Genomic DNA, 26763 nt, shown 5'->3' with positions numbered 1-26763 from the left:
GCATTTGCCTCCAGCTTCCTTCAGATTCCGCCTCGCGACGGACACCCTTGCTCTTGGCTAACGGTAGGCGTTCGCCAGCCCCCGTTCGGGACTTTCACCCTAGAGATGACGCCCATGCTGGGCGTACGAAAAAAGGAAAGAGAAAGGAGCCCCTTCCTCTTTCCTTTAAGAAACGTTAACGTTACAGAGAGTGTCTGTGATGCTTACGGTATTCGCTTGGCGAATGGCCAATCGTTTTCTTGAACGTATTCGCGAAGTAAGCGGGGTCCTTGAAGCGGAGCCTCTCCGCGATTTCGGTCACGCGAAGCGACGTTCTCTGCAGCAAGCCCGCCGCTTCTTGCATCCGCATCGACGTGACGTAATCGGTAAACGTCATGCCCGTCGTCTGCCTGAACAGCTTGCTGAAGTAGCTGGGGTTGAGATGCACCCGGTCCGCCGCCTCCGCCGACGAAAGATCGTACTCGCGGTTCGACTTGATATAATGGATAATTTGCTCCACGGGCGACAGCTCCCGGACATCTACGGTCTCGGGAGCGGCTGTACCGCCGCTTCGGCCTGCTTGCTGCCTCTTGGCGATCCAGCCGCTGAGACAGGCTTCGAGCTCTTCTTTCTCGACCGGCTTGAGCAAATAATCGAACGCGCCTTTACGCATGGCTTGCTGGGCGTATTGGAAATCGTCATGGCCGCTGACGATGACCGCGTCCGCGCCGCATTCGCTGGCCCCAAGCTCCTCCAGTAGCGTAAGCCCATCCATTACCGGCATCCGGATATCCGTTAAGACTAGGTCCGCATCATGCGCGCGGAGCCAATCCAGAGCTTCCATGCCGTTCGCCGCCTCATGCTCGACATGAACGGGGAGATCCACCTTGCCAATCACCTTCCGAAGCGCGGTGCGCACCCACTTCTCATCCTCTACGACCAATAAGCGATATGACATCCAGCATCTCCCCTTAACACGATTCATAAGGCAGCACGACCCTGACTTCCGTCCATTCCCCCTCCACGCTGTCAACCTGCAGCCCGTATCTGTCGCCGAATACGTGGCGAATGCGGCGCTGCACATTCATCGAGCCAATATGCGTATCGGAAGGAGCCTCGAAGCAATCCAACCGGCACCTTAACCTCTCCAGCGACTCCGGCGACATTCCGGGCCCGTTGTCGAACACGATGACCTCGAATCGATCCTCCGAAAGCCGTCTGGCCGTCAACCGGATCGTTGTTGTCGACGCCGTTCTTTCCATCCCGTGCACAATGCAATTCTCCACGATCGGCTGCAGCGTAAACTTCGTCATCCGCTGGCTCAGCGCCCATTCCGGCAAGTCGATGTCGTACTCGAGGCGTTCCTCGAAACGGAATTGCTGGATGCGCAAGTAGATCTGCGCGATCTCGACTTCTTGCTGAACGGTGACTTTGCTGCCGGAATCCTTGACGTTATACCGAAGCAGCCGGGCCAGCGACGCGGCCATCGCCCCGATATCCTCGATATCGTGCTCAAGGGCCATGCCTCGAATCGTATCCAAGGAATTGTAGAGAAAATGCGGATTGATCTGGGCCTGCAGCATTTTCAGCTCGGTCTCCCTCTGCCTCAGCGCCAACTCCGTTTCCTTCAGCTTCGAGAGATACACCTCGTCGACGAGCTGGGACAGACGGTCCCCCATCTTGTTGAATCCGCTCGACAGCATGCCGATCTCATCCGCGGAATCTACGGGAACCTTCCAGGTGAAATCGCCGGACTCCACTCTCCGCATATGGCGGTACAGCTGGCGGATCGGCTTCACAAGGCTTGCGGCGAAGGCGGCGCTTAACAGCAGCGCGATGACGATAAAAAACGACGTGGTTCCGAATATCATTCGTCCGATGTACACCCGGTTGCTCTTCATTAGCGCGTCGTACGGAATGGTCGTCATCACCTGCCATTGCAGCGTATCGCTGCGACTGAACGTAACAAGGGCGTCAGCCCCGTCAACGGCGGCGACGAACGAACCGCTCTCCTTGCCGTTTACAAACTGGAACATGCGGTCATCGGCCTTCGTGCCGATTAGGCTTATGTTCGGATGATAGACCATATACCCTTGCTCGTCTAAGATCGATAAGTATCCTTCGCCGTTTTCCCCCAGCTTGATCTTCCGGGCGACGTCATGCAGGCGCTTATAATTCAAGTCGATAACGAGCATGCCGAACGGTTCGAGCGTCTGCGGGTTGGCGATTCGTTTGACGACCGAGATGACGGGCTCTTCCCTGCCGTTCGCGTGAATCACCCTGCTGTACACCTTCGGGCGTCCCATAACGGGTATGCTGTCGTACCAATGCTCGTCTTCGATGCCTTGAACGGTCGAAACGCCGGACTGCACCGCCGAATTGATCGTCTGCACCCCGTCCAGAATGAGCGTAATATTAAGGACGTCGGACTGGGAATACGCCGAATTTTTCAGTACGTCCCGCACGTTCGGCACAATATTCGCGTCCATGACTTCCTCGTACGTTTTCAGCTTCAGGAACGCGACCGTGTCTGGATGGTTCACGATTTTGAGCGCGTCGATCTCGAAATCGCGAAGGTAATCCTCGACGTATATTTTCACCTGTTCGATGATCTGCCAGCTGCTCCGCTTGGCCTCGTTCTCGAGCGTTCGGGACGATTCCCGGTAGGAAATGACGCCGACCATCATCATCGGGAAGACGACGAGCAGCACCGAAAAAAAGATTAATTTGGTCATCAGGGACCGGTCGCGGAGAAGCAAGAAGCGAGTAATGCGATTCAAATAAGTTCGTTTCTTGCTCTCCATGCGGCGTCACCTGCTCTTTCCTTTGTCGTTTCGGCTGTCGCCCGTTTACTTCGCAGCCTCGATGGCGTCCAGAATGTCGCTGAACTCGGAGCGGTATTCTTCGATGACCGGCTTCACCGCGTCCTTCCAAGGCTGCAAATCCGTCACTTCGGTAATCGTGACGCCGGCCGCCCGGACGGCTTCCTCCGATTCCTTCTCGTATTTGGCCCACTCCTCGCGTTGGAACTCGATGGAGTCAAGCGCCGCCTGCCGAATGATCTCCTGGTCTTCCTTCGACAGCTTCTCCCACACCGTCTTCGAGACGAGCAGCACCTCCGGCACCCGCTGGTGGCTGTCGAGCAGCAGATGAGGCGCTACCTCGTAATGCTTGCTGGAGTAATAGCTCGGGTAATTGTTTTCCGCCGCGTCAATGACCCCGGTTTGAAGCGAGCTGTACACTTCGCCGTACGGCATTGGCGTCGCGCTAGCGCCCAGCGCGTCCATGATGGCCAGGTTCAGCTTGTTCTCCTGGACGCGAATTTTGAGCCCCTTCAAATCCTCGATGCCCGCAAGCGGCTTCGAGGAATAGAAGCTTCTGGAGCCGGAGCTGTACCAGCCGAGCCCCTGCAGGCCTGACGACTGGAGGGTGTCGAGGAGCCCCATACCTGTTTCGCCCAGCAGGAACCTCCACACATGATCGTCGTTATCGAATATATAAGGCAGGCTGAACACGCCGAAATCCTTGTTGAACTCCGCCATCGGCCCCGTGCTGACGCGGGTGAATTCGATGGCGCCTAATTGCACTTGCTCGATCGCGGCCTTCTCTTCGCCTAGCTGCGCGGAAGGGAATACGTCGATCGTGATGCGTCCGCCCGAACGTTCCTTCACAAGCTCGGCGAATCTAATATCGCCTTTGGTCGTCGGGTAGTCGGCCGGATGCGCCTCCGCCAGACGGAACGTATAGGACGGTCCCTCGCTTGCGCCGTTGCCGGAGCCATCCGGCTGCGAATTTCCTCCTGTCGAAGTCCCGCCGGCTCCGCAGCCGCTGACAAGCAGAATGGAGGCGATGACGGCGATCATTTTCCAACCTTTTATTTTACGCATATGCATGTTCCTCTCTCTTATGGAATGTTTGGGACTGCTGGGAACGCAGTGTTACGACCCATTGACCAAGTTGGGCAGCCACATTGAAATACCGGGAATATACGTAATGAGAAGCAGGACCGCGACCATCACGCAGAAATAAGGAATGAGCCTCTTGGTTGCGGCTTCGATGCTTACCTTGCCGATCGCGCTGCCGACAAACAGAACGGTTCCGACCGGGGGCGTTATGAGGCCGATCCCCAGGTTCAGGATGAGCACGATGCCGAAATGGACCGGATCCATGCCAAGCGCGGTAACGACAGGGTATAGAATCGGCGTCATGATGAGGATGAGTGGCCCCATGTCGAGCGGCGCTCCAAGCACGAGCAGCAGCACGTTAATGATAAGCAGGATGATGATCGGGTTATCCGAGATGGCCAGCAATGCATCCGTCATCATAACAGGAATTTTGAGGTACGTCAGCACCCAGGCGAATGCGCTGGAAGCCGATATAAGGAAAAGCACCATAGCCACGGTACGGAATGTTTTTAGGAAGATGATCTTCACATGGGAGAGCGGAAGATCGCGGTACACAAAAAACGTCAGGACGAAAGCGTAGACACATGCAATCGCGCCGGACTCCGTCGCCGTGAACCAGCCTGAGAAAATGCCCCCCAGGATGATGACCGCCGTAAACATCGACAGAAAGCCGCCCACGATAATTCTCGGCACATCTCTAAGCTTGACGGGCTCGCCCTTCGGGTAGCCTTTCTTGCGCGCGATGACATAGGAGGTGATCATCAGTGATACAAGGAGTAATAAACAAGGAACGATACCGGCTAAAAACAGGCTGGAGATCGACACGCCGCCGGCTGCAAGCGCATACAAAATCATGTTGTGGCTGGGCGGCATGACGACGCCCTGAATCGCTGCGGCCGACGTGACCGCGACCGAGAAGTCGGCGTCATAACGTTTTTTCTTCATCATCGGAATCATGACGGAGCCTACCGAAGAGGCGTCCGCGGCCGCCGAGCCGCTAATGTTGCCAAACAGCATGCAGGCGACGCAGTTGACCAGCGAGAGACCGCCGCGAATGGTGCCTACGGTCAGCTGAGCCAAGTTGACGAGCCGAAGCGCCAGCTTGCCTTCGCTCATGATTTGCCCGGCTAGGATAAAAAACGGGATCGCGAGCAGAGAAAACGAATTAAGCCCCTGCACCATTCGCTGCCCGATGACGGCCAGAGGCAGATCCAGCGTGAAAGCGGCGAGCAACGACGATAACGCCAGCACCATGGCGATCGGGAACCGCAGCAGAATGAGCACGACGAAGCTTGCGGCGAGAACGATAACGGATACAGTGACACTCATTCTCCCAGCTCCTCGTCCAAGTGTTTGTGCTGCTCCGTGTCGATGCCGAAAAGATGCAGAATCGAGTAGAAGCAGATCATAATTCCCGTAATCGGCATAATGACGTACATGACGCTGCTGGACCACCCGGTAGCCGCCATTGTGTTAGCGCTCATGAGAACGGTGAAGTCCCAGCCGTTGACGATCAAGAAAGCTCCGAACAGGAAGTTGCTGAGCGGTATAAGGATATCGAGTCCCCGGCGCGCCCATCCCGGCAACCGCTTCGCTACCGCATCCATCGCAATATGCAGCTTATCCCGGAAGCCAATGGCTATACCGAGAAACGAGAACCAGATGAGCAGCAATAATGTGATTTCCTCCGACCAGATAAAAACGAAATCCATAAGCTTCCGAGTCAACACTTGCATCGTCACGATAAGCGTCATGACCGCGAGTCCGCTTACCGCGAAAATCTCGATGATCCGGTCTACCGTGATCGCGATGGTTTTGAGCTTTGGCCATAGTAGTCGCATTGAATTCCCCCTATTCCTTTCCATTGATTTTCATTTCGCCTCTCATTGTAAGTGCTTTCAATGAATGAGAACAGAATAGGGTTTTGTGTTTTATTTGTAATATTTTTGCCTTTGATTGTCGGGACATTGAGATACAGTATGTATCTGGAGGAGTCGTGTGAAGGATTCGTCACTAGCTTTTTCTGTCTACTCTAGCATAAAAGATGGATCGCTTCGTACTTGATTATTGCTTATTTATTCGGAAAAAGTAGCAAATCTTGCGCAGTTTACGATCTGTCTTGCGATTTCCAAGACAACAAAAAAACCGCCTGCATCCAGGCGGCATTCATTCAGCCACGACTCGATTTGCCGAGCCGATCTCGAGAAAAGGCAAGCTTATACAAAGCCAAATGCAAGCTTTGCACGAAAAGATAGACGGGAACGGAATGCTCGATTCGATAGCCGTTCTTGTAATGAAACACCCCGGCCAGTTCCCCGAGCCACTCGAGCCCGAACCCGAAGATCGTCCACAGGACGATATACAGTGCCGTTCCCGCCCCGCGGATGCGCATTCGTACGTGCCAATAGATAAACCAGTAGCCGAACGGCGCGTACATCACGTACGAGAATAAATCGAACAAAGTAAAGCTGGAATCGTCGCCGACGTCGTAAAGATCAAGCGGGGGAACGGCGATCGTATGGTCCGCTATGAGTCCGAACACCATGCCGGCAAGCAGCGCGTAGCACGTCTCCAAGGGCGATAATATTCTAGGGAATACCCAAATGAAGGAGGCTGCAATGACAAATGCGGCGATAACGAACCATTCATTCGCGTTAAATCCTGTATCATATGTGGCAAAGTCGGTCATCGAACCCACCTTTCCTTGGCAGCCATGGCTTGAAAGATTCGTCCAAGAACTAGGGTGCAAAGCGCCAGCGCAATCGCCGTTGCGACTTCCATCAGCGCGCTCCAGCGAATATCCGTCAGCACATCCGTTTGTCTAAGGGCATACCCCGTTATGAGCTGGGCTCCGATTCCGTACACAACAAAAACCATGCGTCCCCAGAAACGCTCTGTTGTTAAGTATCCGTTGGCCATCGCGAGCAAGATAAAGGTAATCGTAAAATCATTGTGCAAAATCAACGCAATGAAATGAGGAGCGTCGGTGTTAATCCGAAAAAGCCCCAGCGTAAACGCAATGTAGCTTAGCTTGTTGGTCAATACAATCTCAATCACCATGAACAAGATGATATTAACCGCAAGCGGAAGCTTACGCGGAACGCTCAGCAGGATATGAATACTGATCCAGGCCATCACGACGAAATAAACGACGACCATATGCGCCCCGTCCTTTCCGAACCCCATTGATAGAACTAGTTATTGCCAAAAACAGGACGGATGAAACGAAAAACGAGCCAGAGGGATTCCCGGTCCCTCGGCTCGTCTTTTCTTCAAGGTCTATGCGCCGTTCTTTATACGCGTCTGAACTCGATCCAACCCAGCTGCAGACCCGGCTTCACGAAATCCAGCTTCAGCTCGTAAAGGCCAGCTTCCAGCTCGACCTTCGCCAGTCTTTGCTGAATCCATTTGCCTTGCGTGCCGTTCGTCTGAATCGTCGTCATCAATTCGCCGTTCAGCGTAACGTTGCACGCGCTCTGCGACCATAGCGTGTCGGCCGACATCAATTGGACGACGATCCGGTATTGGCCGGCCTCGTCGACCTTCATGTATACGGGTCCTTCCGCCGACGGCTCCACTTGAGCGTTGTCGGACAGAGACTGCGCGTTGTCCGGCTTAAGCGAAGCGTTCGCCGCGAACTTCGGCACGTTCTCTTCCGTCTCCGGTTCTCTCGAGAATACCGGCGCGTTCATCAGGAACCGGCAAATATTGATCGCGGAGCGCTGCAGCTCTCCCCGCGTTAATGAGCCGTTCGCAAGCGAGCTGATCGTATTGTCGTCCATGACGTTAAATTGCGCGCCGTAGTTCGGAACCACCTTGAACAGATCGTTCTGCGAGCGGACCATCGCGCCGGTGTTCTTGATATCGGATTCGCCGCCAAGGACCGGATCGTTCATCCTCGCCCACCAATCCGTCATCACGATGCCCGTGAAGCCCCACTCTCCGCGCAGGATCGTCGTGTTGAGGTCATAATTCGATGCCGACCAATGACCGTTAATCGGATTATAGGCTGTCATGATGGAATTGGCTCCGGCTTGCTTTACCGCGATCTCGAAGCCCTTCAGATAAATCTCCCGCAGCGCGCGCTCGGAGACGACGGCGTCCACGAAGTGGCGTTGCTTCTCTTGATTGTTGCAGGCGAAGTGCTTCAGCGTCGCGTTGGAGCCGCCTTTCATGATGCCGCGTACGCATGCGGCCGCGAACAGGCCGGTGACGAGCGGATCTTCCGAGAAGTATTCGAAGTTGCGTCCGTTCAGCGGGTTGCGCCGTATGTTAAGACCCGGACCAAGCAGCGCGTCAATTTGATTGCTGAGAAGCTCTTTGCCTTCCAGCACGTAAAGCTCTTCCACCAATTCCGTATTCCAAGTCGCGGCGAGCAGCGTTCCGATCGGAACCTGGGTCGCTTTGTGCCCGCTGTCCATCCGTATGCCGGAAGGACCGTCCGCCGTGCACCCGATCGGCACGCCATAATACTGCAGACGCTCGCTTACCCCGCCGAAGGCCGAAGCCGTTCCCGGCGTTACAAGGGGACTGCTCATGCCTTCGCCCCGCACGATAGCGGCAAGATCCTCGTCGTCGAATTGGGCGACGAATGCCTCCAGGCTCACTTTCCGATCGTGAACATCCTGGAGCTTGTACCCCAGATCGCCGGTTTGCTCGAGAGTTTGCGGAAGCCCGCTCCGAATCCGCTCCGCCGTGTCGACCTTCCGTTGCGGCGCCTCGGCATAGGTCAGCTCGTACGTGCCATCTTCGTTCTGCGGTCCCGGCAGCATTCGCGTGAACGCTTCGTTTGGCGCCAGCGCCTCCTGCAATTGCTCCAGGATGCGCAGAGCATCTAGCTTGTACCCGTCTGCTCCGTCGACTTGCACGGGAGCCGCTTGCTTGACGCTGTTGCCCGCATACAGACGATAGGTACCGGCTTCCAGCACGTAAGCGGAAGGATGTCCCGTCACGCCGCCGTCATCGTAAGAAGCCATGGCGTCGACAGCGAAACGGATGGACACCGTCTGGGTCTCGCCCGGCTGAAGCTCCTTCGTCTTCGCGAAGCCCGCAAGCGATCTGGCCGGCTTGCCCAGCTTGCCCTGCGGCGCTTCGACATACGCCTGTACAACCTCCTTGCCCGCGAATTCGGCGCCCGTATTGGTGACTGCGACATGGAGTTCCAAGTATTCCTTGCCTCCGTCGCTTATGACCTTGGCCGCTCCGCGCTCCAGCGTAAACGTTGTATAAGAGAGACCATAACCGAATTCGAATTGCACTTTGTCCGGACAAAACGTCTCGAAATAACGATAGCCGACATAAATATCTTCTTGGTACACATTTTTGTTGTCGCTTCCGTAATTGCGGGTCGACGGATAATCGTCGATGGAATAAGCGATCGTATCGGTCAGCTTGCCGCTTGGCGTCACCTCGCCGGCGAGGACGTCGGCGATCGCGTTGCCGCCTTCCATACCGCCTTGCCATGCATAGATGACGCAGGGGATAGGGTTCGCATGCCCCTTATCGTACAGCCAGCTCATATCGATAATGTTCGAGACGTTCAGGACGACCGCCGTCTGTTCGAAATGGGCCGTTACCGCCTTCAGCATGGCCTTCTCCTCATCGGTCAGCAGATAGCTGCCCGGCTCGTTCGCGTTATCCTGATCCTCGCCGGCCGTACGGCCGATGACGACGATCGCCTTGCTTGATTGGCCCCGCGCTTCACGGACCAGCTCGTCGGACAAAGGCATCTCCTTCTGATGCCAAGGCTCAGCGGCCCAGCCGCCTCCTCCGTTATCGAACGGATTCCGTTCGATCCATTGCTCGTAGACGGCCGCCAGCCGCTCGTTGACCTGAATGCTCTTCTTCGCCCGCAGGCCGTCCAGCAGGTTCGTCGTATACGCGACGTTGACGCTTCCGCCCGAGCCGGTGCCGCTGCGGTAATAATTCACTTGGGTCCGGCCGAATACCGCTACGCTTTCGCCCTGACGGATCGGGAGAACTTGTCCCTCGTTTTTTAACAAGACGGCGCCTTCCGCCGCCGCTTTCCTGCTGAATTCCGCGAACCCCTTGAGCGGGATCCCATATGTTGTCGCGCCCACCGCAATCGCCTCCTGATGTGGTTATATCCTTCCAAGTATAGCAGATAAGATGTTGGCTGTTAGCCCAAATAATTCAACGATTATAATCAAAAATCAACGAAAATGTCCTCTTGTTTTTTTTCCGAATCTAATTTCCGAACTTGAAGAGGCAACGAAGTTACCGGTACTGTCGGCCGGCGTTCCCCTGGAACGCAAAGAAGCACATCGCCTCATGAACGATGTACTCCGTACCATGTATAAAATTTATTCATGAGCGTACGCGATGATCATACGAGAATATCGCCGACATTCCCGGCTTAAGGCGCACGCTTATATAGACCCTTCCCAGCTCCGACGGCCCGAATTCGCCTCCGGTCATCTGGAGCTCTCCGGCCCATTCCGGCACCTTCACGACGAGCTCCGTCGCTCTCTTGGCCAGAAGGACGGCGCGGAAGCGTCCTTGTTCGCGATCCCATTCCATGGACAGCTCTCCCGTATGGAACCGCCAGCCCGATAAGCTGCCGCGCGACCATCGTTCCGGCAGCGCGGGAAGCAGCTTGACGAGCCCAGGAGACACCTGAAGCAGCATCTCCTGCACGGCGTTTACCCAGCCCATGCTCGCGTCCAGCTGCACCGGGGCCGCCGCCATCGCCATGGAAACTCCCATGCCGCGCCAGTCGTTGTGAAGCGTGAACAGATTCGGCAGCAGGCTTGAACGGGATAAAATATCCAGACACTCCGCGGCGCCCTCGCCGTCGCCGAGCCTCGCATAGATGGAAGCCATATGCGCAAGCGACCATCCGCTCTGCGCGCCTAGCTCTCGCTTCCGCACGGCCGTCTCGAACGCCTCGAACAGCTCGGGATGGCTCTCCTCCGTTACTTCCTGACCCGGGAACACCGGATAGAGATGGGACAGGTGCCGATGGGCGTAGCGATCGTCGAAGTCGGGATGGATCCACTCCCGGACGGCGCCGTCTCTGTTGACTCGATACGAAGGAAGGCGGTCCAGCATCTGCCGCCACTTCTCCAGCTCTGCCGCTTCGGCTGTCCCCGACTGGCGGGACGCCGCAATCAAGTTGGACAGCAGCTCCTTCAGAATGGCGACGTCCATCGTCGCGTTAATCGTCGTGGGCATGGGATGCGCAAGCGTCGCTCCATTCGTCGGCATGAAGTTAAGCGGCGTATTCTCCGGAGAAACGGATGGATAGATCCGGTACAAGCCATCTTCGCCAAGCACTAGGAAGTCTTCGTAGAAACGGACCGCTTCCCGCAGGAACGGAATAAGCCGCTCCTTCAGGAAGCCGCGGTCGCCCGTGAACCGGAAATGCTCGTCGTAATGCCGGGCCAGCCAACCGGCGGCGCCGGTCCAATTCAGGATGACGGGCACGATCTGATTCGGCGAGCCGATACCCGGCGTCGTCCCCGCGGGAATATAGATTCCCCCGCAGCCGTACAGCTTGCGGGCGTTGTCGCGGAAGTCATCCATCAGCTCCTCGTAATAGCGGAAGAACGCGGGCATTAATTCGCCAAGCCCGCCGACTTGCGCATGCCAATACATCATCTGAATATTCTCGTTGGCCATGTTATGGCACCATACGAGCCGGTAATCGCCTCCCCACAGACCATATAGTCCGAAAGGCTCGGCGTCCGCGGAAGCACCGGTCCCGCTAATGAACAAGTAACGGCCAAACGCCCACATCCGGCGTATAAGCGCTAGAGGAGCTTCTCCTTCGTAGGCGTCAAACAGCAGTTCTTCGTTCGACTTAACCTTATCATTCGAGGAGTCGGCCTCGCCAAGCTCGAGCGTCGCCGAGCGGTACAACGGCCGATGCAGCGCGACATGGCGCCCCAGCAGCTGCTCGTAGGCGGCGTCCGCAAGAAGATCGGAAAGCTCTTTGCGCAGTCTGCTCCAATCGCGCGTACGCTCCCCTTTCACGAATACGCGTGTTACAGCCAATACGCTTGTCGCGCCTTCGAACCGGAGCATGCCGCCGCTCGCCTGCACGGTGCCGCCGTCCGCCTTGACGAGCATGACGGCTCCGAAGTCGCTGCCGTCGTCATTCGTCGCGGCAAACCACGCGAATCCCGCTCCGCCAGGAAGGGGCTCCTCGCATGCCGACGCGCCCGTCCCGACGGAGCTCTCCAGCTCCTTGAACTCGGGGGTGTCTCCCCAGCGGTCGCTCGGATGCAGCGCCAGACCAATCTCCCCGGCAACCGCCGCTTCGCCGTCCGAGTCGATCTCATAGACAACGGCATCGTCAGCGCGCGAGACGAACAAACGGCGGCTGTAGCGGATGGAACCGTCCGTCCACTCCACGCCGACTTCGCCGCTGTCCATAGCCAGCGTGCGCCGATAGGAGCGGAAGGCGCTCCCGCAAGGCATGTCGAGCCGAATGGCCGCAAGAGGGAAGCGCGAAGCCAGCTTTGACCCGTACCCTCGCTCCTTCAAAGCGTTCGCGAGCAGCCAGCTCCCCTCCCGGTAGCGCTTCGAGTCCATCATTGCTCTTGTCTGCGGCAATATATGACTAACATCCGGAAGCTCATCCTTCCGCCCCCAATGCCAGAGCTTGGCATGGTTCAGCAGAATGGTCTCCTCCTTCACGCCGCCGAACACGGAAGCCCCGATCACGCCGTTGCCGGAAGGCAGCGCCTCTCGCCACATGTTCCGCCACCAGGATGCCGGGTAGCGCATGTACAGCAGATCCTCGGGATTGCCCGCCGGCTCATGGTTGTCTTGGCCTGCAAGGCCGTTTCCCGTCAAGTCCGCACCGCCAAGCCTCCCTCTAATCAAGCTCGCCCGCTTCCTCTCGCAGTCTCTCGACCTCGACGCTGGTGAGCAAGAACGGCGCTACCCCCATAAGCGCGTCGCTGACCACGGCTTCGCTCATGTAATACTCGTAGGAGCCGTCCCGGTACTTGCGGCCTCCAAGCCCCGCGCCATGGCAGATGCCGTGCAGGTGAACGCCCTTCTCGTCTTCCGTGACGAAACGGGCCAATATGCCCTCGTAAGCGCGCTCCACCGCGCGGCGATCGATCTCCGCCAGGTAGCCGAGCCGAATCCCTTTGGCCATCGCGTAGGTCAGCATGCACGAGCCGGATGCCTCCAAATAATTGCCTTCGCGTCCGTTGCAATCCATGAGCTGGTACCAGACGCCGCTCTCCTGATCCTGCGCCCGAAGCACCGCGTTGCACATGCGCTCGAAGATGCCCATCAGCTGTCCGCGCTTCGGATGATCCGCAGGGAAATGCTCCAGCGAATCGGCTAGCGCCATTGCGTACCAGCCCATCGCCCTTCCCCAGACGTAGCGCGACCTTCCCGTCGTTCCGTCGCACCAGCGCTGCTCGCGGCTCTCGTCCCACGCGTGGTGCAACAGCCCGTTCTGCGGGTTGCGCGTCCGCTTCTCGACCAGCAGCAGCTGCCGCGCCGCTTCGTCGAACCATTCGGGCTCCTGGAACGTCGCCGCGTATTCCGCCATATAAGGCGACGACATATACAGACCGTCCAGCCACATTTGGAACGGGTATATTTTTTTGTGCCAATAGCCGCCTTCTTCGGTCCGCGGCTGGCCGATCAGCTGCGTAATGAGCAAGCGGGCGGCCTTCTTGTATTTCTCCTCGCCGGACTCGCGCCACAGCCGCAGCAGGTTTTTGCCCTTGTTGATATGATCCAGATTGTAATCCTCCAGGCGGAAGAAGCCGCCGATCGAGCCGTCGTCATGAATGAAGACATCTATCTGTCGCTTGACGAACGGCTGATAGCCGTCGTTGCCCGTCCAGTCTCCCGCGCGGCTGATCGCGAGCAGCGCCATGCCGGACACATAACCCCATTTGTTCGCAATCTGCGGGTGATAGCCATGCTCGTCGGTTAGCGATAGGATCGTCTCGGCGATCCGGCCCGACATCCTCGTCCCGCTATGGATCCCTGTCGCAGTGCCCATCTCCTCGTCCTCCTCGTCTCTATGGCTGGAATGGCGGAAGCTCCTCGAAACGTTCCGGTATATCGATCAGATACAGATTCGCGTAGCCGTTCTTGTCGCTCGTGAACAACAGCCTCTTGCCCGTCGCGTCGAAGCGCGGATGGGCGTGCACCTTCTGCGAATGGAAGCTGCACCTGAGCTCGCAAAGCGTTCGCGGCCCCTCGTACTTGCCATCCCTTTTGCGCCATACGCTGAGGCTTTTCACCGCTCCTTTGCCGTCCACGACGGCCTGCCCCAGCCCATCGGCGTACCCGTGCCAGGTGTCGAAGCCGAATTCGGTCTCCTCCATGCCGGTATTGTCGTAACGAATGCTGCCGAAGAAGTTCGTGCCGTCGGCGCGGAAGCCATGGTAGCCGATCGTAACCCCGTCCGGATAAAAAAACTCGTGCCCGACCTTCTCGCCGGCCTCAAGCCTCTCGCGAATCCGCCAAGCGTCGCCCGTGCGGAGATCCAACCCCCAGATCCGATGATCCACGAGATGCCACGGCCCTTCATGACAGAAGGTCATGAGCCAAGGCTCCGTCGTCGACGCTTTAATATGCGTAATGAACGCGTTCGCTTCGTATACCTTCTCGGCTTCGCCGCCGTCCGCATCGATCCGCACGATCATGCTGTGAGGCGCCGCTTCCATCAGCTCCCGATGGCCCACATAACCGTTGCCGAGATCAAGCCGAATGCGATGCGACAAGTCCTCCTGGACGCAAGTCAGCACATGGCGATTGTCGGCCGTCGCGCTCGCGTTGCCCAGATGATAGCCGGCCGGAGCCTCGTACAGCAGCCGCTCCTCCAGCGTGGACAAGTCCAGCCGGATCAGCCGGCTCCCCCGCTTCACGAACGCGGCGCTGCCATCCGGTAGCAGGCAAGCGTCGAGCGCGTCGCACTTCTCGTAGTCGGTTAGCTGCGTAATTTCGCCGTTCTCCACGTCCATGCTGTACAGATTCGCGCTGTTTCCCCTGTCGGAGACGAACAGAAGCCGTCGTTCATTGTCATACCAGCCGCTCTCCGTAAAATACAAATGATGGCTGTGCGCCTTGTAATCCGTCAGCTGAGTTACTTCAAGCCCCGTTAGACGATCCGCGTACGTCTTGCGCTCCGACGGCCATTGTCTTCCTTTGCCGGTTACAGCCGTTGCCTCGTTTGCCATACGTTCGATCTCCTCCTCCGTATTAAGCCGCGGCCTTACAGCCAAGGCTTCAGACCTTCCCACTTCACCGACCAGCTTCCGTCCTGCGGGAACCCCGGATTATCCGGAAGCCCTTCCGCTCGTATTCCTTCTCCATGCTCGCCCTGCCAGCCGGCCGCCATCATCGCAACCGCCGTCAACAGCCCGCCGTTGCCCGGCAGATAGGCGGACAAGCCGGGACGCTGATAGTTATGCCCGTTCGTCAAATACGTGTTTTTGACCGCGTCCATAAGCAAGAAATCAACGGCCAGATCGGGCTCTCCCAGGCGGGCGGCGGTCATCGCGCACATCGGGAAGTCCCAGCCCCAAGCCGTATCCCATTGCCAGCATTCTTTGACCTTGAGCAGCGTGTTCAGCATCGTCTCGCGATCGGCAAGCGTCCCGGGCAGCAGGCCCATCGCGCCGAGCATCGACGGGTGATCATGGTTCTTGAGCTCGAAAGTGTCCGGGCAGTGCTCATGAGCGAGATAGACCCCATCCTTCTCCGGCAACGGGGCCATGGCGCCGGCTACCTTCGCCCATTCCGCGTCAGGCGTCTCGCCGAGCCTCTCGGCCCAGCGGACGGCCGTCTCCAGGCCGTATTTCCAATACTCCACTTCGTACGGCGGATTCATGCTATCCTGCAGCCGGTGACATTCCTGCGCCGGAATAAGCGGCGGGCCCAGGTCATACGTCTTCGTCGCTTCGTTCCAATGAGCGAACGACACCATAAACGCCGCCGATTCGAATACGACGGAGCGAAATCTCTCCAGCGTAGCCCGCGTCGGATCGGCCAGGTAGAGCATCTCCGCCAGCGCGATCGGATGCGGCTGCTGCCAGATGAGGCCCGGCGCGACCGGGGACGGGCAAGGCTTGCCGTCGAAGCCGACCATCTTCGGCCAGCGCGCGCCGGCGTAGCCTTGCGACTCTGCCAGCTCCCTTGCGATCGGCAGGATGTCCGTATACCAATCCATGCTGCTTCGCAGGAAGCGCTCCCTGCCCCATAACGGGAAGTGCGACGCGTGCCACCAATGCATCTCGAGATGGGCCTTGCCGAACCAGCTGTTGTACATGAGCCCGGTCTCTTGCGGGGGAATTGCGCCGCCGCTGTGCATGGCGCACAGAAACTGGGACAAGACGATGCGCCGCTCCAGCTCGTGCGCGCGCGGATCCGCGCTGCCGGCGAAGTCGATCGCGGCGCCGCTCGTCCAGAAGGACGCCCAATGCCGCTCGCTCGCTTCGACGATAGCGGCAAAGCCGGCCGTCTGCGGACGCTCCGGCGCGAAGCCGAGCGAGAAGCTTAGTTCATCCGCGACTCCTACCGGGTACAGCGTCCATTCATGAATGCCGGTCTGCCGCAGCTCGCCGGCTGACCATGACCAAGCGACGCGATATCCGTCTTCGTCCATCGTCCGGGCCAAGACAGCCTGATCGGCCGACAGCTCCCGCAGCTCCGTATGATGCCTGTCGTCATGCCCGAAATCCGGAAAAGCCGTTTTGTCCCAGGCCGTATGCGTCATATCGGGAGCCGGGAAGCGAACGAACACCTGCAGCCTGCCCTGCGCGAGCAGCTCTGAGCGAACGCGTACGCCGATCGTATCCATGTCCGAATGGCAGGCCGTCGTAACGGTTAGCTTCACGCCCTCCAAGGCGAACTCGCTGGCGAGGATGCCGGTCCACAGATTCATCGTTTGATGGATATCCGTAATGTCCCGCGCCTCCGCCTCTCGCCCGTTCTCCTTGATCAGCCTGAAGGAGACGCGCCCAAGCTGCAGGCGATGCGGATTTTGCCGGAGCCAATGATATGCCTCCGGCCGATCGCCCGGCTTCATCGGATAGCCGACTTCGCGGCCGTACGTGTCGAAGGTTTGGTAGGCCGCATCCGCGTCCGTGAACTTCTCGCGTCCATGCGTGAAGTGCCAGCCCCAATTCGATTGCGTGCCAAGCGGCACCTCGTATTGCTCGGGAAAGCTCTGCAATCCCGTTATGTCGGCGCTGAATGCGAATTCCCCGTTCCCGACCGAAAACGGGGATTGCGGATCCCATTTGGTTAATTCGGGTTGATGCCGCATAACAATCTGTTGTCTGTTCACCGCTTGCTCCTCCTTATCCATGCCCGGAGGATGCCAAGACCGACGTTACTCCATGGAAGAGGCATCCAACCGGGTTCTCATCATATCCCGGTACTTGCCGGGCGTTATGTCTTTGCACTTGCGGAACGTGCGGATGAAGCTGTTCTCGTGCTGGTAGCCGACCATCTGCGCGATATCGGACAGACGGTCGTCGGTTCTGGCGAGCAGCTCAGCCGCCCGCTCCATGCGCAGGTTGGTCAAATAGTTGTAAATCGTCTCGCCCGTCTCTTGCTTGAACACTTGGCTAGCCAAGCTGCTGCTGATGCCCGCCGACTCCGAAATTTCCGGAATGCCGATCGGCTCGCCCAGATGCTGCCGCATGTAATCGATCATGCGATGGCAAGTGACGTAATCCTTGCTCTCGATCAATCGGCCGTAGCGCGCGGCAACGGGCTTGATCCGCTCGGCGAACTCCCGCTCGATATCGGCGAGATGAAGGGTGCCGAACCGTTCGTGGACCGCCTCGCCTCCCTGTTCCTCTGCCGTAGCGAGCTCGTCGATCCTCGCGGCGGCGGCTTGCAGGCCATGCAAGGCTTCCGACGGATATCCGTTCCGGCCGCGAATCCGCTCCATCATGGCTGTAATCGCTTCCAGCGCCTCATCCGCGCTGCCGCCTTCAACGGCCTGAATGATCGGTTCGATCGGCAAGCCTTCTTCTCCGGTCTCGACCACCTCGTGCTGGGATACCTCATGGAACGGAATGACTTGCCCATAGCCCCTGTACAGGCGGTACATCAGTGCGTTATCCGCCTCCAGCAGCGCTTGCTTGACCCTCGTCACATCGGCGAACGGATGGCTGACGCCTACCGATACCGTAAATTTCAAATAAAGTGGTATTTGCTGCGCGACCTCTTGCAGCTTGCTTTGGGCCTGCCGCCCATCCGAACGGGGCTGGAGCAGCAAAGCCATCTTGTCTTTGCCGAAGTCCGCGCACGCGACGCGCCACTGCGCGCCGAGCAGCTCGGTCGCGATATTCGCGATGGCGAATTTTAGCAGCGATTGGTCGCTGCCGGACAATCCGCGGGACCACTCTCCATAGCGGTCGATGGACAGCATGGCCGCCATAATCGGAGCGGACGTCCACTCGGGAAAGTAGCGCTGCCACTTCTCCTCCATATCGCGTTTGCCGCTGACGCGGCCGTTGTAGAGATCGAGCATTAGCTTGGAAGAAGCCTCCGACAACGTATCCCGCACCAGATGCGACAGATGCGCGTGTTTGCCCAGCAGCTCCCCGGCCATCTTCTCCAGATCGATCCGGCTGTCTTCTCCGCTCTTGCTGTCCATGGCGCCGAACAGCTGCTTCAGCCTGCGCACGGGCCGCAGGGCCTGCGCGTTAATGTAGTAAATGACGGCCCCGCCGAGGGCGAGAGCCGCGATCGAGACCAGGAACACAACCAGCGCGATGCGCTTCGACTGCGCCAGCAGGCTGTCTTGTTCGACGATCGAGATGAATCGCCAGCCCGCGATCTTGGACTCGAGCTGGTTAATGAGCAGCTGACGGTTCTGGTACGACATGTCCCCGCGTCCGTCTGCTTCCATCTCCTCCAGCGCCAGCTTCACCGCTTCCTCGTCGAACGCGTGATTCGCCACCGAATACAGGATCTGATCCTGCTCGTCGACGATGTAACGCATCCGGTTCAGGTTGTTCATGACCGGGGGATTCAGCTTCGAGAACAAGGCCTCGTCGAGCAGGTTGATCGCCACGATGCCTTGGACCTCGCCTTGAATTTTCACTTGGCGGAATAACGTAATATCCGAACCGTGAGCCGAAGCTCCCCGCGGCAGCTCCCGCTTCTTGACCAGCATCGATTTGTCGCCGAACTCGGCGGCAACCTCCGTCCAGGCCGAGTCTACGAACGTCGCGCTGTTGGACGCGAAGCCTTGCGGGATCGATAGAAAGCTGTCTTTTTCGATGTCGTAAACATAAATACTTTTGATATAAGCCGAATTGCTGACTAACGTGGTTAGAAATTGATAGGCTTGCGAGATGTCCTTGAACGAATTTTGATTCTCGGCGGTCAGGAACCAATAGACGCTGTCGCTGAGCGCCACCTGTATCGCCGCCTGATCCGTCTCTTCGATCGCTTCGTCGATGACGTCCATATTCAGCCGCAGCATTTGCTGCTGAAGCTCCCCCAGCTCCTGCTGCAGCACGGACTTCGAGGTATAGAACGATGTGAGTCCGACCGCCAGGATGATGAGGCACACGGATACCGTCAAGATTAGCACCAGCCTGATTTGCGTATGCGCCCAGTTGAACATGAGCCGTTTTTTGATGGATTTCAACACGTAGCTTCCCACCTTATGCCGAATATCCTTTCATTATAACGCGATCCGTTCCGCTAGGGCACATTGTCGGCTCTAAGCTCTGGCGCTCTCCGCGACAGGACCGGGCTGCAGCATTTGCAGCATGCGATAAGTTTCGATGCCGGCAAGCAGCGTAATGCCAATGCCATGCGTATCGTTCAAATTCCAGCCCAGCTCGTGCTTGTAGTAGGCATGCTGATAGGACCAGCTGGACCCTTTGCAAACGCCGTACAGATTGCCTCGTCTGTCGATCGCTCTCTCGCACAGCCCACGCCAGCCCGCTTGCGCAGCTGCCGCATAAGGCTCCGGATTCTCCAGCCAACCATGCCTTACGCCAAGCGCGAAGCCGTACATGAACATCGAGGTGCATGACGCTTCCTCGTACGACTCCGGATCGGTCAGCACCTGATGCCACAGGCCGTTCTCCCCCTGCAACCAGCGATAACCTTCGGCGAGCTCGCGGTAGAACGCCAGAATCGGCGCATGCCGGGCATGCTCCTTCGGCAGAGCGCCGAGCAGCGTCGCCAGCGAGAAGAAAACCCAGCCGTTGCCTCTGCCCCATGCGGTGCGCGATTGCTCCATACGGCTCACATCGAACACATGCGACATTATCCGCTGCTCCGGCATGTAGAGATAGCTCCGGTAGAGCAGCAGCTGCCTCGCCGCTTCGTCCACGTAACGCGAATCGCCTGTCAAGGCGGCATACCGGCACAGGAACGGCACGCTCATATACATGTCGTCGCACCACATCGTATTGTGCATGCTCGGCGAGACGCCGATCCGGCGGTACAGGGCGCCGTCCGCCATTCGATCCTGCACATCCATTACGTATTTCGCGATGTCGTCCGACACCCGGCGCAAGCCGCGCAAAGGCCGGACCCGCTCACCGGCCAGAATGGCCAGGGCGCCGAAGGAGCCGCAGTCGTCCAGGCTGTCGATATCCGACAGCTGATTGTTTAACCCCGCGGCGCCGAACCGCTCCCGGTCCCATAGCGAATACTCGTACATCGCGGTCGCGAATTCCACATGACGGGCTACGTACTCGGCCAAATCGCCTCGCTCCAGCAGACAGCTGGACTCGAGCAGTCCGAAGAGAGTGACGCCAAGCGGATAGTTCCAGCGCCCGAACAACTCGTTCTCCAGGAACGGCCTTACGTATCCGCCCGGCTCGCCGATCGTCCAATAGAAGGTTTTACCGTTATCCGCGGCTGCCGTATCCATAGCCAGATAAGCCCTCGCGTCGGTTGCCTCGGCATCGGGACCGAACGGACCGAGATGGAGCCAGCTGCCGTTCCAGCCTGCCACGCGTCTTGGCGAAGCAAGCTTCACGTCAGCTCCGCCAACCTCCAAGGACCCCCTTGCTGCTTGATTTCCGCCGACCGCTCCTACCGCTCCTACCGCTTCGACCGCATCGAGCTTGAACCCCCAGCCATTCGGACCGTTCACGCAGCGGAAGATCAGATCGCCGAGTCCCGGGGCGGCGTCAAGCTCGATCGCGAAGGCTCCCGCTTCGTAAGCCGCCACGTTCTCCCGGTCCTGCCATTGGTAATGCAAAGGACCGTTAGCCGTTCCCGTCAGCCGAACGCGGACGCGTCTCGCGGAAGCGTTGTTCACCGCGGTCCACGCGAAGGCGAAGCTTCCCGGGGCGGCGTCTGCGACCGTCTTATACAGGGCCGCCAGATCGTCCGCATGGGGCTTGCCCCCCATAGCGGGCAGCCATTGTACGCCCGTCGCGCTTTCCGTCATGCTCCCCGCGGGAATGCCCGCTAAGCTCGCGGCCACCGGCTTGGTATACAGCCAGCCTTCTTCGCCGTCCCGCTCCTCGGAAGGAGCAAGGAAGTGAAGCGGCTTGTTCTTGCGGCTGCCCGTGCCGAACTGCGCGCCGCTGCGTCCTTCGGCATCCATGCCCAGCTCCAGCACGAAGTGATTCCAGCCTTGCCGGAGCTCGAGCTTCAGCTTAATCGGCTGTGCCTCATCCTCCTTGGCGCACGTCTCTTCCGGCGCCGAGCCGAACCGCCTGACGCCGTTATGATACAGGCGTACCGGACCAAAGCAGCGCAAATGAAACATGAACGCATGATCTTCCTCCGCCCATAGCTTCGCCCAAGCGTAGACGTGCTGCCCTTCCTCCATGCCGGCGAACAGACTTCGCGCAGACATGTCGTACAGATGATTCGGCAGCTTGCGGATTGGATTTTCCCTCGTTACCCTGAACACCGGTCCATGCGGCGGATGCTGGCCCACGTACCGCTGGGCGATCGTCTCCAGCACATGCGGAATATCGTGTACGCCCGCCGCCGTCACCATGCTCTCTTCGCGGTCGAAGTAAGCGCCTTGCCCGCTCCTCATCGGTTGCCCCCTCCTCCCGTACGGCCTGCCAAGGCCGCCTGCTTGAATCCCAATACCTCCGCGATCTCGATCGGACGATTCTCCTTGGCCGAGCGCCATACCGCCTCGCCCGTCGCTACCGAATACGCGCCGTCCTCCGCCCCGGACAGAATCCGGTACGGCCTTCGCGGACTCTCGCCCATGAACAGGTCTTCCAGCAGCAACGGATCCCCGCCTCCGTGCCCGCCTTCGCGATGCACGACGTGAATCGTCTCCTTGGAGCCGAACAGCGGGAAATAATCGATCGTCTGCACCGGCGTCGGGAACGGCGTCCTTCCCGGCATATGGTACTCCAGCGTCTCGATGCGCCCCTTCGTTCCGTTGATCGCCAGACGGTAGCCCTCGTAAGGAAGCGAGAAATTGACGGAATAGCTGAGCAGCGCGCCGCGGTCGTACTTCACCGTTGCCGTATACGTATCCTCGATCTCGATGTCCGAGTCGAAGATGCAGCGGTCCGGCCGGTAGCCCGAATACGGAAACGATGCCGCCTTCCCCACTTCCAGCGAGCCCAGATGATCGTCGGGAACGCGGATATGCTTGCTTCTGGCGTTCCAGCGCGAATAATAATCGCAGGCGTCCCTCTCGTCGCAGGTCATGCAGTGGCGGCCGTCGGTCCGGCTCGGATTCGCCTCCCCTTCCGGACCGTAATAATTCAGAGCGCCGTAAGCGAACACCTCCAGCGGCTTCTGATCGATCCACCAGTTAACGAGGTCGAAGTGGTGGGTGCACTTGTGAATCGATAGCCCGCCGGACAGCTCGCGTTCCCTGTTCCACCGTTTGAAGTAGCTCGAACCGTGATAGGTGTCTAGATACCAATTCAAATCGATGGACGTAATGCGTCCAAGCTTGCCTTCCATCACCATTTCCTTGATCTTCGTATGAATCGGGGCATAGCGGTAATTAAACGTCACCGTCACTTTGCCTTTGCTGACGCGCTCGGCATCCAGCACGCTTCGGCTGTCCTTGCCGGTCGTCACCATCGGCTTCTCGGTAATAACGTCCAGGTCATGCCGCAGCGCCGCGATGATGTAGCGGGCATGCGTGTCGTCCCGGCCTGCGACGATAATGACGTCCGGCTTCGTCTCGGCTACCATCCGGTCGAATTCCGCTTCGCCGTACGTGGCGATGCCGCGCTGCTCCGGGAAACGCTCCCGGAACAGCTCGAATCTCGCGGGATCCGGATCCAGCAGGCCGACCAGCTCGCAGCTGCCCGAGAACAGCGTCAAGATCGGCTTAGCGAACATGCCGAGCGCACGGCCGCTTACTCCGCAAATCGCGTATCTCTTCCTCATGATCCCAGCTTCGCATGCCACTCGCGCACGCGCTCCGTCACTTTATCGCCGCCCGCCTTGTTCCAGCGGTCCACGAACTCGTCGAACTTCTCGATCGGCCACTCGCCGATGACGATCTTGGTCAGGTACTCCTGGAACAGCTTGTGCGACTGAATGTCCGGATAGCCTTCGTATACGGTGTTCGGCAGCCCGTCGCCGGCAATGCGGCGCGCGTCGGCCTTGCTCACCGCGAAGATGTCCGTCACCATCTGCTGCATATCCTCGGGAATCGTCTCCTTAATGCGGGTCGCCATATCCTCTTCCGTCGTCAGGTTGCGCATGCCCAGCGCGATCGGGCGGCTGTCCTCCGGCGGCAGAAGCACCTTCTTGCCGTCAACGACCTCGTGCTGCATCCCTTCAATGCCGAAACGGATGAACTCGTCGTTGCTTTTGTCGTAGAAGAAGTCCAGCAGCTTCAGGGCGTAAGGGGCTTTCGCTTCGGCCGCCGCGGGAATGACCCACTCCGGCTCGCCCATGCTCTTCATCGTGACGAAGCCTTCGTAGCCTTCAACTTCCGGCATCGGCATGCCTTTGACATAGGCGTCCGGCGCGCCCTGCAGCATCGCCGTGTAACGGTCCCTCAAGTTGGCGGGCAGGTGGTACCAACTGCCGACCAGGTTGTTGTTGATTTTGGCCGTCCATACGTCGCCCTTGTTCAGGAACGTCTCGTTATCCAGCAGCTTCTCCTCGTACAGCTCGCGGATGAATGCGATCGCCGCCTTCATATTGTCGGATACGCCGGCGTAACCGATCTCTCCTTCGTAGATGTCCCACTCGGGCACGCCTTCCCACATCGCGACGCCGAACATGCCGAACAAGTGGTCCATCCACTTGCCGAACTCGCGGCCGGAGGTCGGCAATTCGTCGGGCTTGCCGTTGCCGTTCGGATCCTTGTCGCGGAACGCCCTCAGCACGTCCTTGTACTCCTCCAGCGTCGTCGGCATCTCCAGACCCACCTTATCCAACCAGTCCTGGCGGATCATCGGCGCGCGCTCCGGAACGAGGAACACCTTCGGCACATAGTAGATGTGCCCGTCCGGCGATGCCGAACGCACGACATCCCATGCTTCCTTCGGAATGTTGTTCCATACGTTGGGCGCGTACTTCGGCAGAAGCTCCTCCAGCGGAAGCGCGCCCCCCTGCTTGATGAGCGTCTGCTCGATGCCGCCGATCGGACGCAGAATGTCGGGCAGCTCGTCGGACGCGATCATCAAATTCAAATATTCGGTCGGCTCGGAGCCCGGCGGCGTCGACTTCACCTCATAGATGACGCCCGTTTTCTCCTGCACGTACTTGACGTGCTCGTTGTTCGCGTCCGGGATCGTTCCGACGCCCATGTGGCTTTTGAATACCTTCACCGTAACCGGCGCATCCCCGCCGTCGTTCGTGCCCGCGTTCTCCGGCGCGTTGCCCGAGTTCGAGCATCCCGCCAGCAGCGTCGCGGCTAGCACCCCGGCCATTACCGTCTTTGTCGTCGTCTTGCCGAACCTTTTCATCATCTTTGTCGAACCTCCCTTTTTTGGTGAAAAGCGCGCTTACCGCGATTATTCCTTCAATGAACCCAGCATGGAACCTTTGACGAAATATTTCTGCAAATAAGGGTAGACGAGCACGATCGGAATCGTGGCGAACAATATGGTTGCCGCCTTCAGCGTCGTCGTGTTGAAATCGTAGTCGCCCAAAAACATGTTGACGGAGGCAAGCTCCTCCGGCGAAGTCAGATAGGCTCTGAGCTTCATCTGGAGCGGCCACTTCTCGGGATCCCGGATGAACAGCACAGCCCGAGAGAACGTATTCCAGTAGCCCACCGCATAGAACAAGCTTACCGTAGCGAGCACGGGCTTGGACAGAGGCAGGTAGATCCGGAACAGGATGCCCGCGTCGCTGCAGCCGTCGATTCGGGCCGAATCGTCCAGCTCCTTGGGGAGCCCCATAAAAAACGTGCGGATGATGATCATGTTGAACGTCCCGATGATGCCGGGCAGAATGAGCGCCCACAAGGAATTCATCATGCCGAGCTCGCGCACCGTCAAGAAGAACGGAATCATCGGCGCGTTGAAGATCATCGTGACGATAATGCCGAGCATGACCGGCCTCTTCAGCAGAAAATCCTTATGTGCCAGCGGGTAAGCCGTAAGTACGGAAAACAGCATGCTGAGCACGGTGCCCGCCACCGTAATATAGACGGTAATGCCGAACGACCTCCATAATTCCGCGTTCTGCAGCACATGCTTCCAGGTCGCCGTCGTGAATTCGACCGGCAGCAGGAACACTTGCTTGGAATCCGCCGCGATCGGAGAGCTGAAGGAAACCGCGAGCAGCTGCAGCAGCGGGAACAGCATGGTCGCCGCGGCGGCGAACAGAAAGACGTAGTTGAACGTTTGGAATACCTTGTCGCCTCTGGTTAGCTTCATCACCACAACCCCTGTTCCGTTTTTCGGGCCATCCGGTTAAAGATCCACAGCAAAGCGAAGCCGATGATCGATTGGAATAAGCCGATCGTCGTCGTGACGCTGTATTGGCCTTGCAGCACGCCGGCCCGGTAGACGTACGTCTCGATAATATCCCCGACCGAATACGTCATTGGCGTCAGCAGGTTGTAGATTTGGTCGAAGCCGAGCTCCAGGAAGTTGCCGATATTGAGCAGGAACAAGACCAGAATCGTCGGGAACATGGTGGGCAGCGTAATGTGCATCGTCTGCTTCCAGCGGTTCGCGCCGTCCATCACGGCCGCCTCATAGAGATTCGGGTTAATGCCCGCGATTGCGGCCAGATAGATGATCGTTCCCCAGCCGACATCCTTCCAGATCGCCGATATGACGACGATGGAGCGGAAATATTTCTGCTCCTGCATGAACAGAATCTGCTCGAGCCCGAGCCACTCCCGCACCGCGTTAATGACGCCTTGGCTCGACAGAAGCTCGAACACGATGCCTCCGACGACGACCCAGGACAGGAAGTGGGGCAAATAAAACAGGCTTTGCACGAACCGCTTAGCGAGCATCAGCCTTACCTCGTTGAACAGCAAGGCCAGTATGATCGGCGCGGGGAATCCGAATACAAGCTGATAGAACGCGATGACCGCCGTATTCCGGAGCACGGTGTAGAAGTCTTGGTACGAGAAAATATATTGGAAATTCTCGAGCCCGACCCACTCGCTGCCCCCGATGCCCTTAAAAATTTGAAAGTCCTGGAACGCGATCACGCTTCCCGCCAGCGGCACATACTTGAACACGATATAGTACAAGATGCCCGGCAGAATCATAAGATACAGAATCCAATGCTTCCTCATGTTGGCGAGGATTCGGCTCTCCGGCGCGGTGCGGTTCCTCATCCATTCAGCCATGGCTGCGACCCTCCTTTGCTTGAGTACGGCTATCGTACCTCCGATGACAGCGTTTCCACAATCATGCGATTCTCTAGCGAATGAACAATTCCTAAAAACCGCGCCAACACTGGAAAAATAGGATGGTCCATAAGGCTCCGTGGCGCATTGGTTAGCCGTCTGGAGGATGGGTTTATC

18 protein-coding genes are annotated in these 26763 nt (G+C 58.3%); all 18 read right to left on the bottom strand.

What is annotated here, in order from left to right:
* Positions 1-181: 181 nt before the first annotated feature.
* The 18 genes from NQZ67_RS27855 to NQZ67_RS27770 all read right to left on the bottom strand — a co-directional run bounded on the left by NQZ67_RS27855 (position 182) and on the right by NQZ67_RS27770 (position 26586).
* Positions 182-937: a response regulator transcription factor gene (locus NQZ67_RS27855; RefSeq protein ID WP_257452433.1), complete on the bottom strand. Its 756-nt coding sequence runs from the start codon at positions 935-937 to the stop codon at positions 182-184.
* 13 nt (positions 938-950) lie between these two features.
* Positions 951-2783 carry a sensor histidine kinase gene (locus NQZ67_RS27850; RefSeq protein WP_257452430.1) on the bottom strand — a complete coding sequence of 611 codons (1833 nt, stop codon included), beginning with the start codon at positions 2781-2783 and terminating at the stop codon, positions 951-953.
* Between the two features lie 45 nt (positions 2784-2828).
* Positions 2829-3866, bottom strand: a complete 1038-nt coding sequence (locus tag NQZ67_RS27845) for a TRAP transporter substrate-binding protein (RefSeq protein ID WP_257452427.1) — start codon at positions 3864-3866, stop codon at positions 2829-2831.
* A gap of 51 nt (positions 3867-3917) precedes the next feature.
* Positions 3918-5213: a TRAP transporter large permease gene (locus NQZ67_RS27840; RefSeq protein WP_257452425.1), complete on the bottom strand. Its 1296-nt coding sequence runs from the start codon at positions 5211-5213 to the stop codon at positions 3918-3920.
* Positions 5210-5725 (bottom strand): TRAP transporter small permease, encoded by a 516-nt coding sequence (locus NQZ67_RS27835; protein WP_257452422.1) that lies wholly within the window; start codon positions 5723-5725, stop codon positions 5210-5212. Before NQZ67_RS27835 ends, NQZ67_RS27840 begins: the two co-directional genes overlap by 4 nt.
* Positions 5726-6054: 329 nt before the next feature.
* A complete protein-coding gene (locus tag NQZ67_RS27830) occupies positions 6055-6573 on the bottom strand; it encodes a hypothetical protein (RefSeq protein ID WP_257452419.1) in 519 nt (172 codons plus the stop codon).
* A complete protein-coding gene (locus NQZ67_RS27825) occupies positions 6570-7043 on the bottom strand; it encodes a hypothetical protein (RefSeq protein WP_257452416.1) in 474 nt (157 codons plus the stop codon). The genes NQZ67_RS27830 and NQZ67_RS27825 overlap by 4 nt, the downstream gene beginning before the upstream one ends.
* 134 nt (positions 7044-7177) lie before the next feature.
* On the bottom strand, positions 7178-9964 hold the full coding sequence (locus NQZ67_RS27820; protein WP_257452413.1) for a glycoside hydrolase family 3 C-terminal domain-containing protein: 2787 nt from the start codon (positions 9962-9964) through the stop codon (positions 7178-7180).
* Positions 9965-10211: 247 nt separating this feature from the next.
* Entirely contained in the window at positions 10212-12734 is a 2523-nt protein-coding gene (locus NQZ67_RS27815; RefSeq protein ID WP_306813106.1) for a glycosyl hydrolase family 95 catalytic domain-containing protein, read from the bottom strand.
* Complete coding sequence (locus NQZ67_RS27810; RefSeq protein ID WP_257452410.1) at positions 12727-13881, bottom strand: glycoside hydrolase family 88/105 protein; 1155 nt, start codon at positions 13879-13881, stop codon at positions 12727-12729. The genes NQZ67_RS27815 and NQZ67_RS27810 overlap by 8 nt, the downstream gene beginning before the upstream one ends.
* Positions 13882-13900: 19 nt before the next feature.
* The gene (locus NQZ67_RS27805; protein ID WP_257452407.1) at positions 13901-15064 is read right to left on the bottom strand and encodes an oligogalacturonate lyase family protein; all 1164 of its coding nucleotides are present in this window, start codon (positions 15062-15064) and stop codon (positions 13901-13903) included.
* A gap of 35 nt (positions 15065-15099) precedes the next feature.
* Positions 15100-17196, bottom strand: coding sequence for a glycoside hydrolase family 65 (locus NQZ67_RS27800; protein ID WP_257452404.1), 2097 nt, complete (start codon positions 17194-17196; stop codon positions 15100-15102).
* A gap of 24 nt (positions 17197-17220) precedes the next feature.
* Complete coding sequence (locus tag NQZ67_RS27795; RefSeq protein ID WP_257452401.1) at positions 17221-19503, bottom strand: helix-turn-helix transcriptional regulator; 2283 nt, start codon at positions 19501-19503, stop codon at positions 17221-17223.
* 72 nt (positions 19504-19575) lie between these two features.
* Complete coding sequence (locus tag NQZ67_RS27790) at positions 19576-21870, bottom strand: glycoside hydrolase family 88/105 protein (RefSeq protein WP_257452398.1); 2295 nt, start codon at positions 21868-21870, stop codon at positions 19576-19578.
* On the bottom strand, positions 21867-23201 hold the full coding sequence (locus NQZ67_RS27785; RefSeq protein WP_257452395.1) for a Gfo/Idh/MocA family protein: 1335 nt from the start codon (positions 23199-23201) through the stop codon (positions 21867-21869). The genes NQZ67_RS27790 and NQZ67_RS27785 overlap by 4 nt, the downstream gene beginning before the upstream one ends.
* Complete coding sequence (locus tag NQZ67_RS27780) at positions 23198-24739, bottom strand: extracellular solute-binding protein (RefSeq protein ID WP_371825367.1); 1542 nt, start codon at positions 24737-24739, stop codon at positions 23198-23200. Before NQZ67_RS27780 ends, NQZ67_RS27785 begins: the two co-directional genes overlap by 4 nt.
* 45 nt (positions 24740-24784) lie before the next feature.
* Positions 24785-25654, bottom strand: a complete 870-nt coding sequence (locus NQZ67_RS27775; protein ID WP_257452392.1) for a carbohydrate ABC transporter permease — start codon at positions 25652-25654, stop codon at positions 24785-24787.
* Positions 25654-26586, bottom strand: a complete 933-nt coding sequence (locus tag NQZ67_RS27770) for an ABC transporter permease (RefSeq protein WP_257452390.1) — start codon at positions 26584-26586, stop codon at positions 25654-25656. The genes NQZ67_RS27775 and NQZ67_RS27770 overlap by 1 nt, the downstream gene beginning before the upstream one ends.
* Positions 26587-26763: the final 177 nt, after the last annotated feature.

Origin of the sequence: Paenibacillus soyae (assembly GCF_024623455.1) — a bacterium.
GTDB classification, from domain to species: domain Bacteria; phylum Bacillota; class Bacilli; order Paenibacillales; family Paenibacillaceae; genus Pristimantibacillus; species Pristimantibacillus soyae.
The sequence above is the reverse complement of the archived record's forward strand: the minus strand, read 5'-3'. Positions and strand labels throughout refer to the sequence as shown.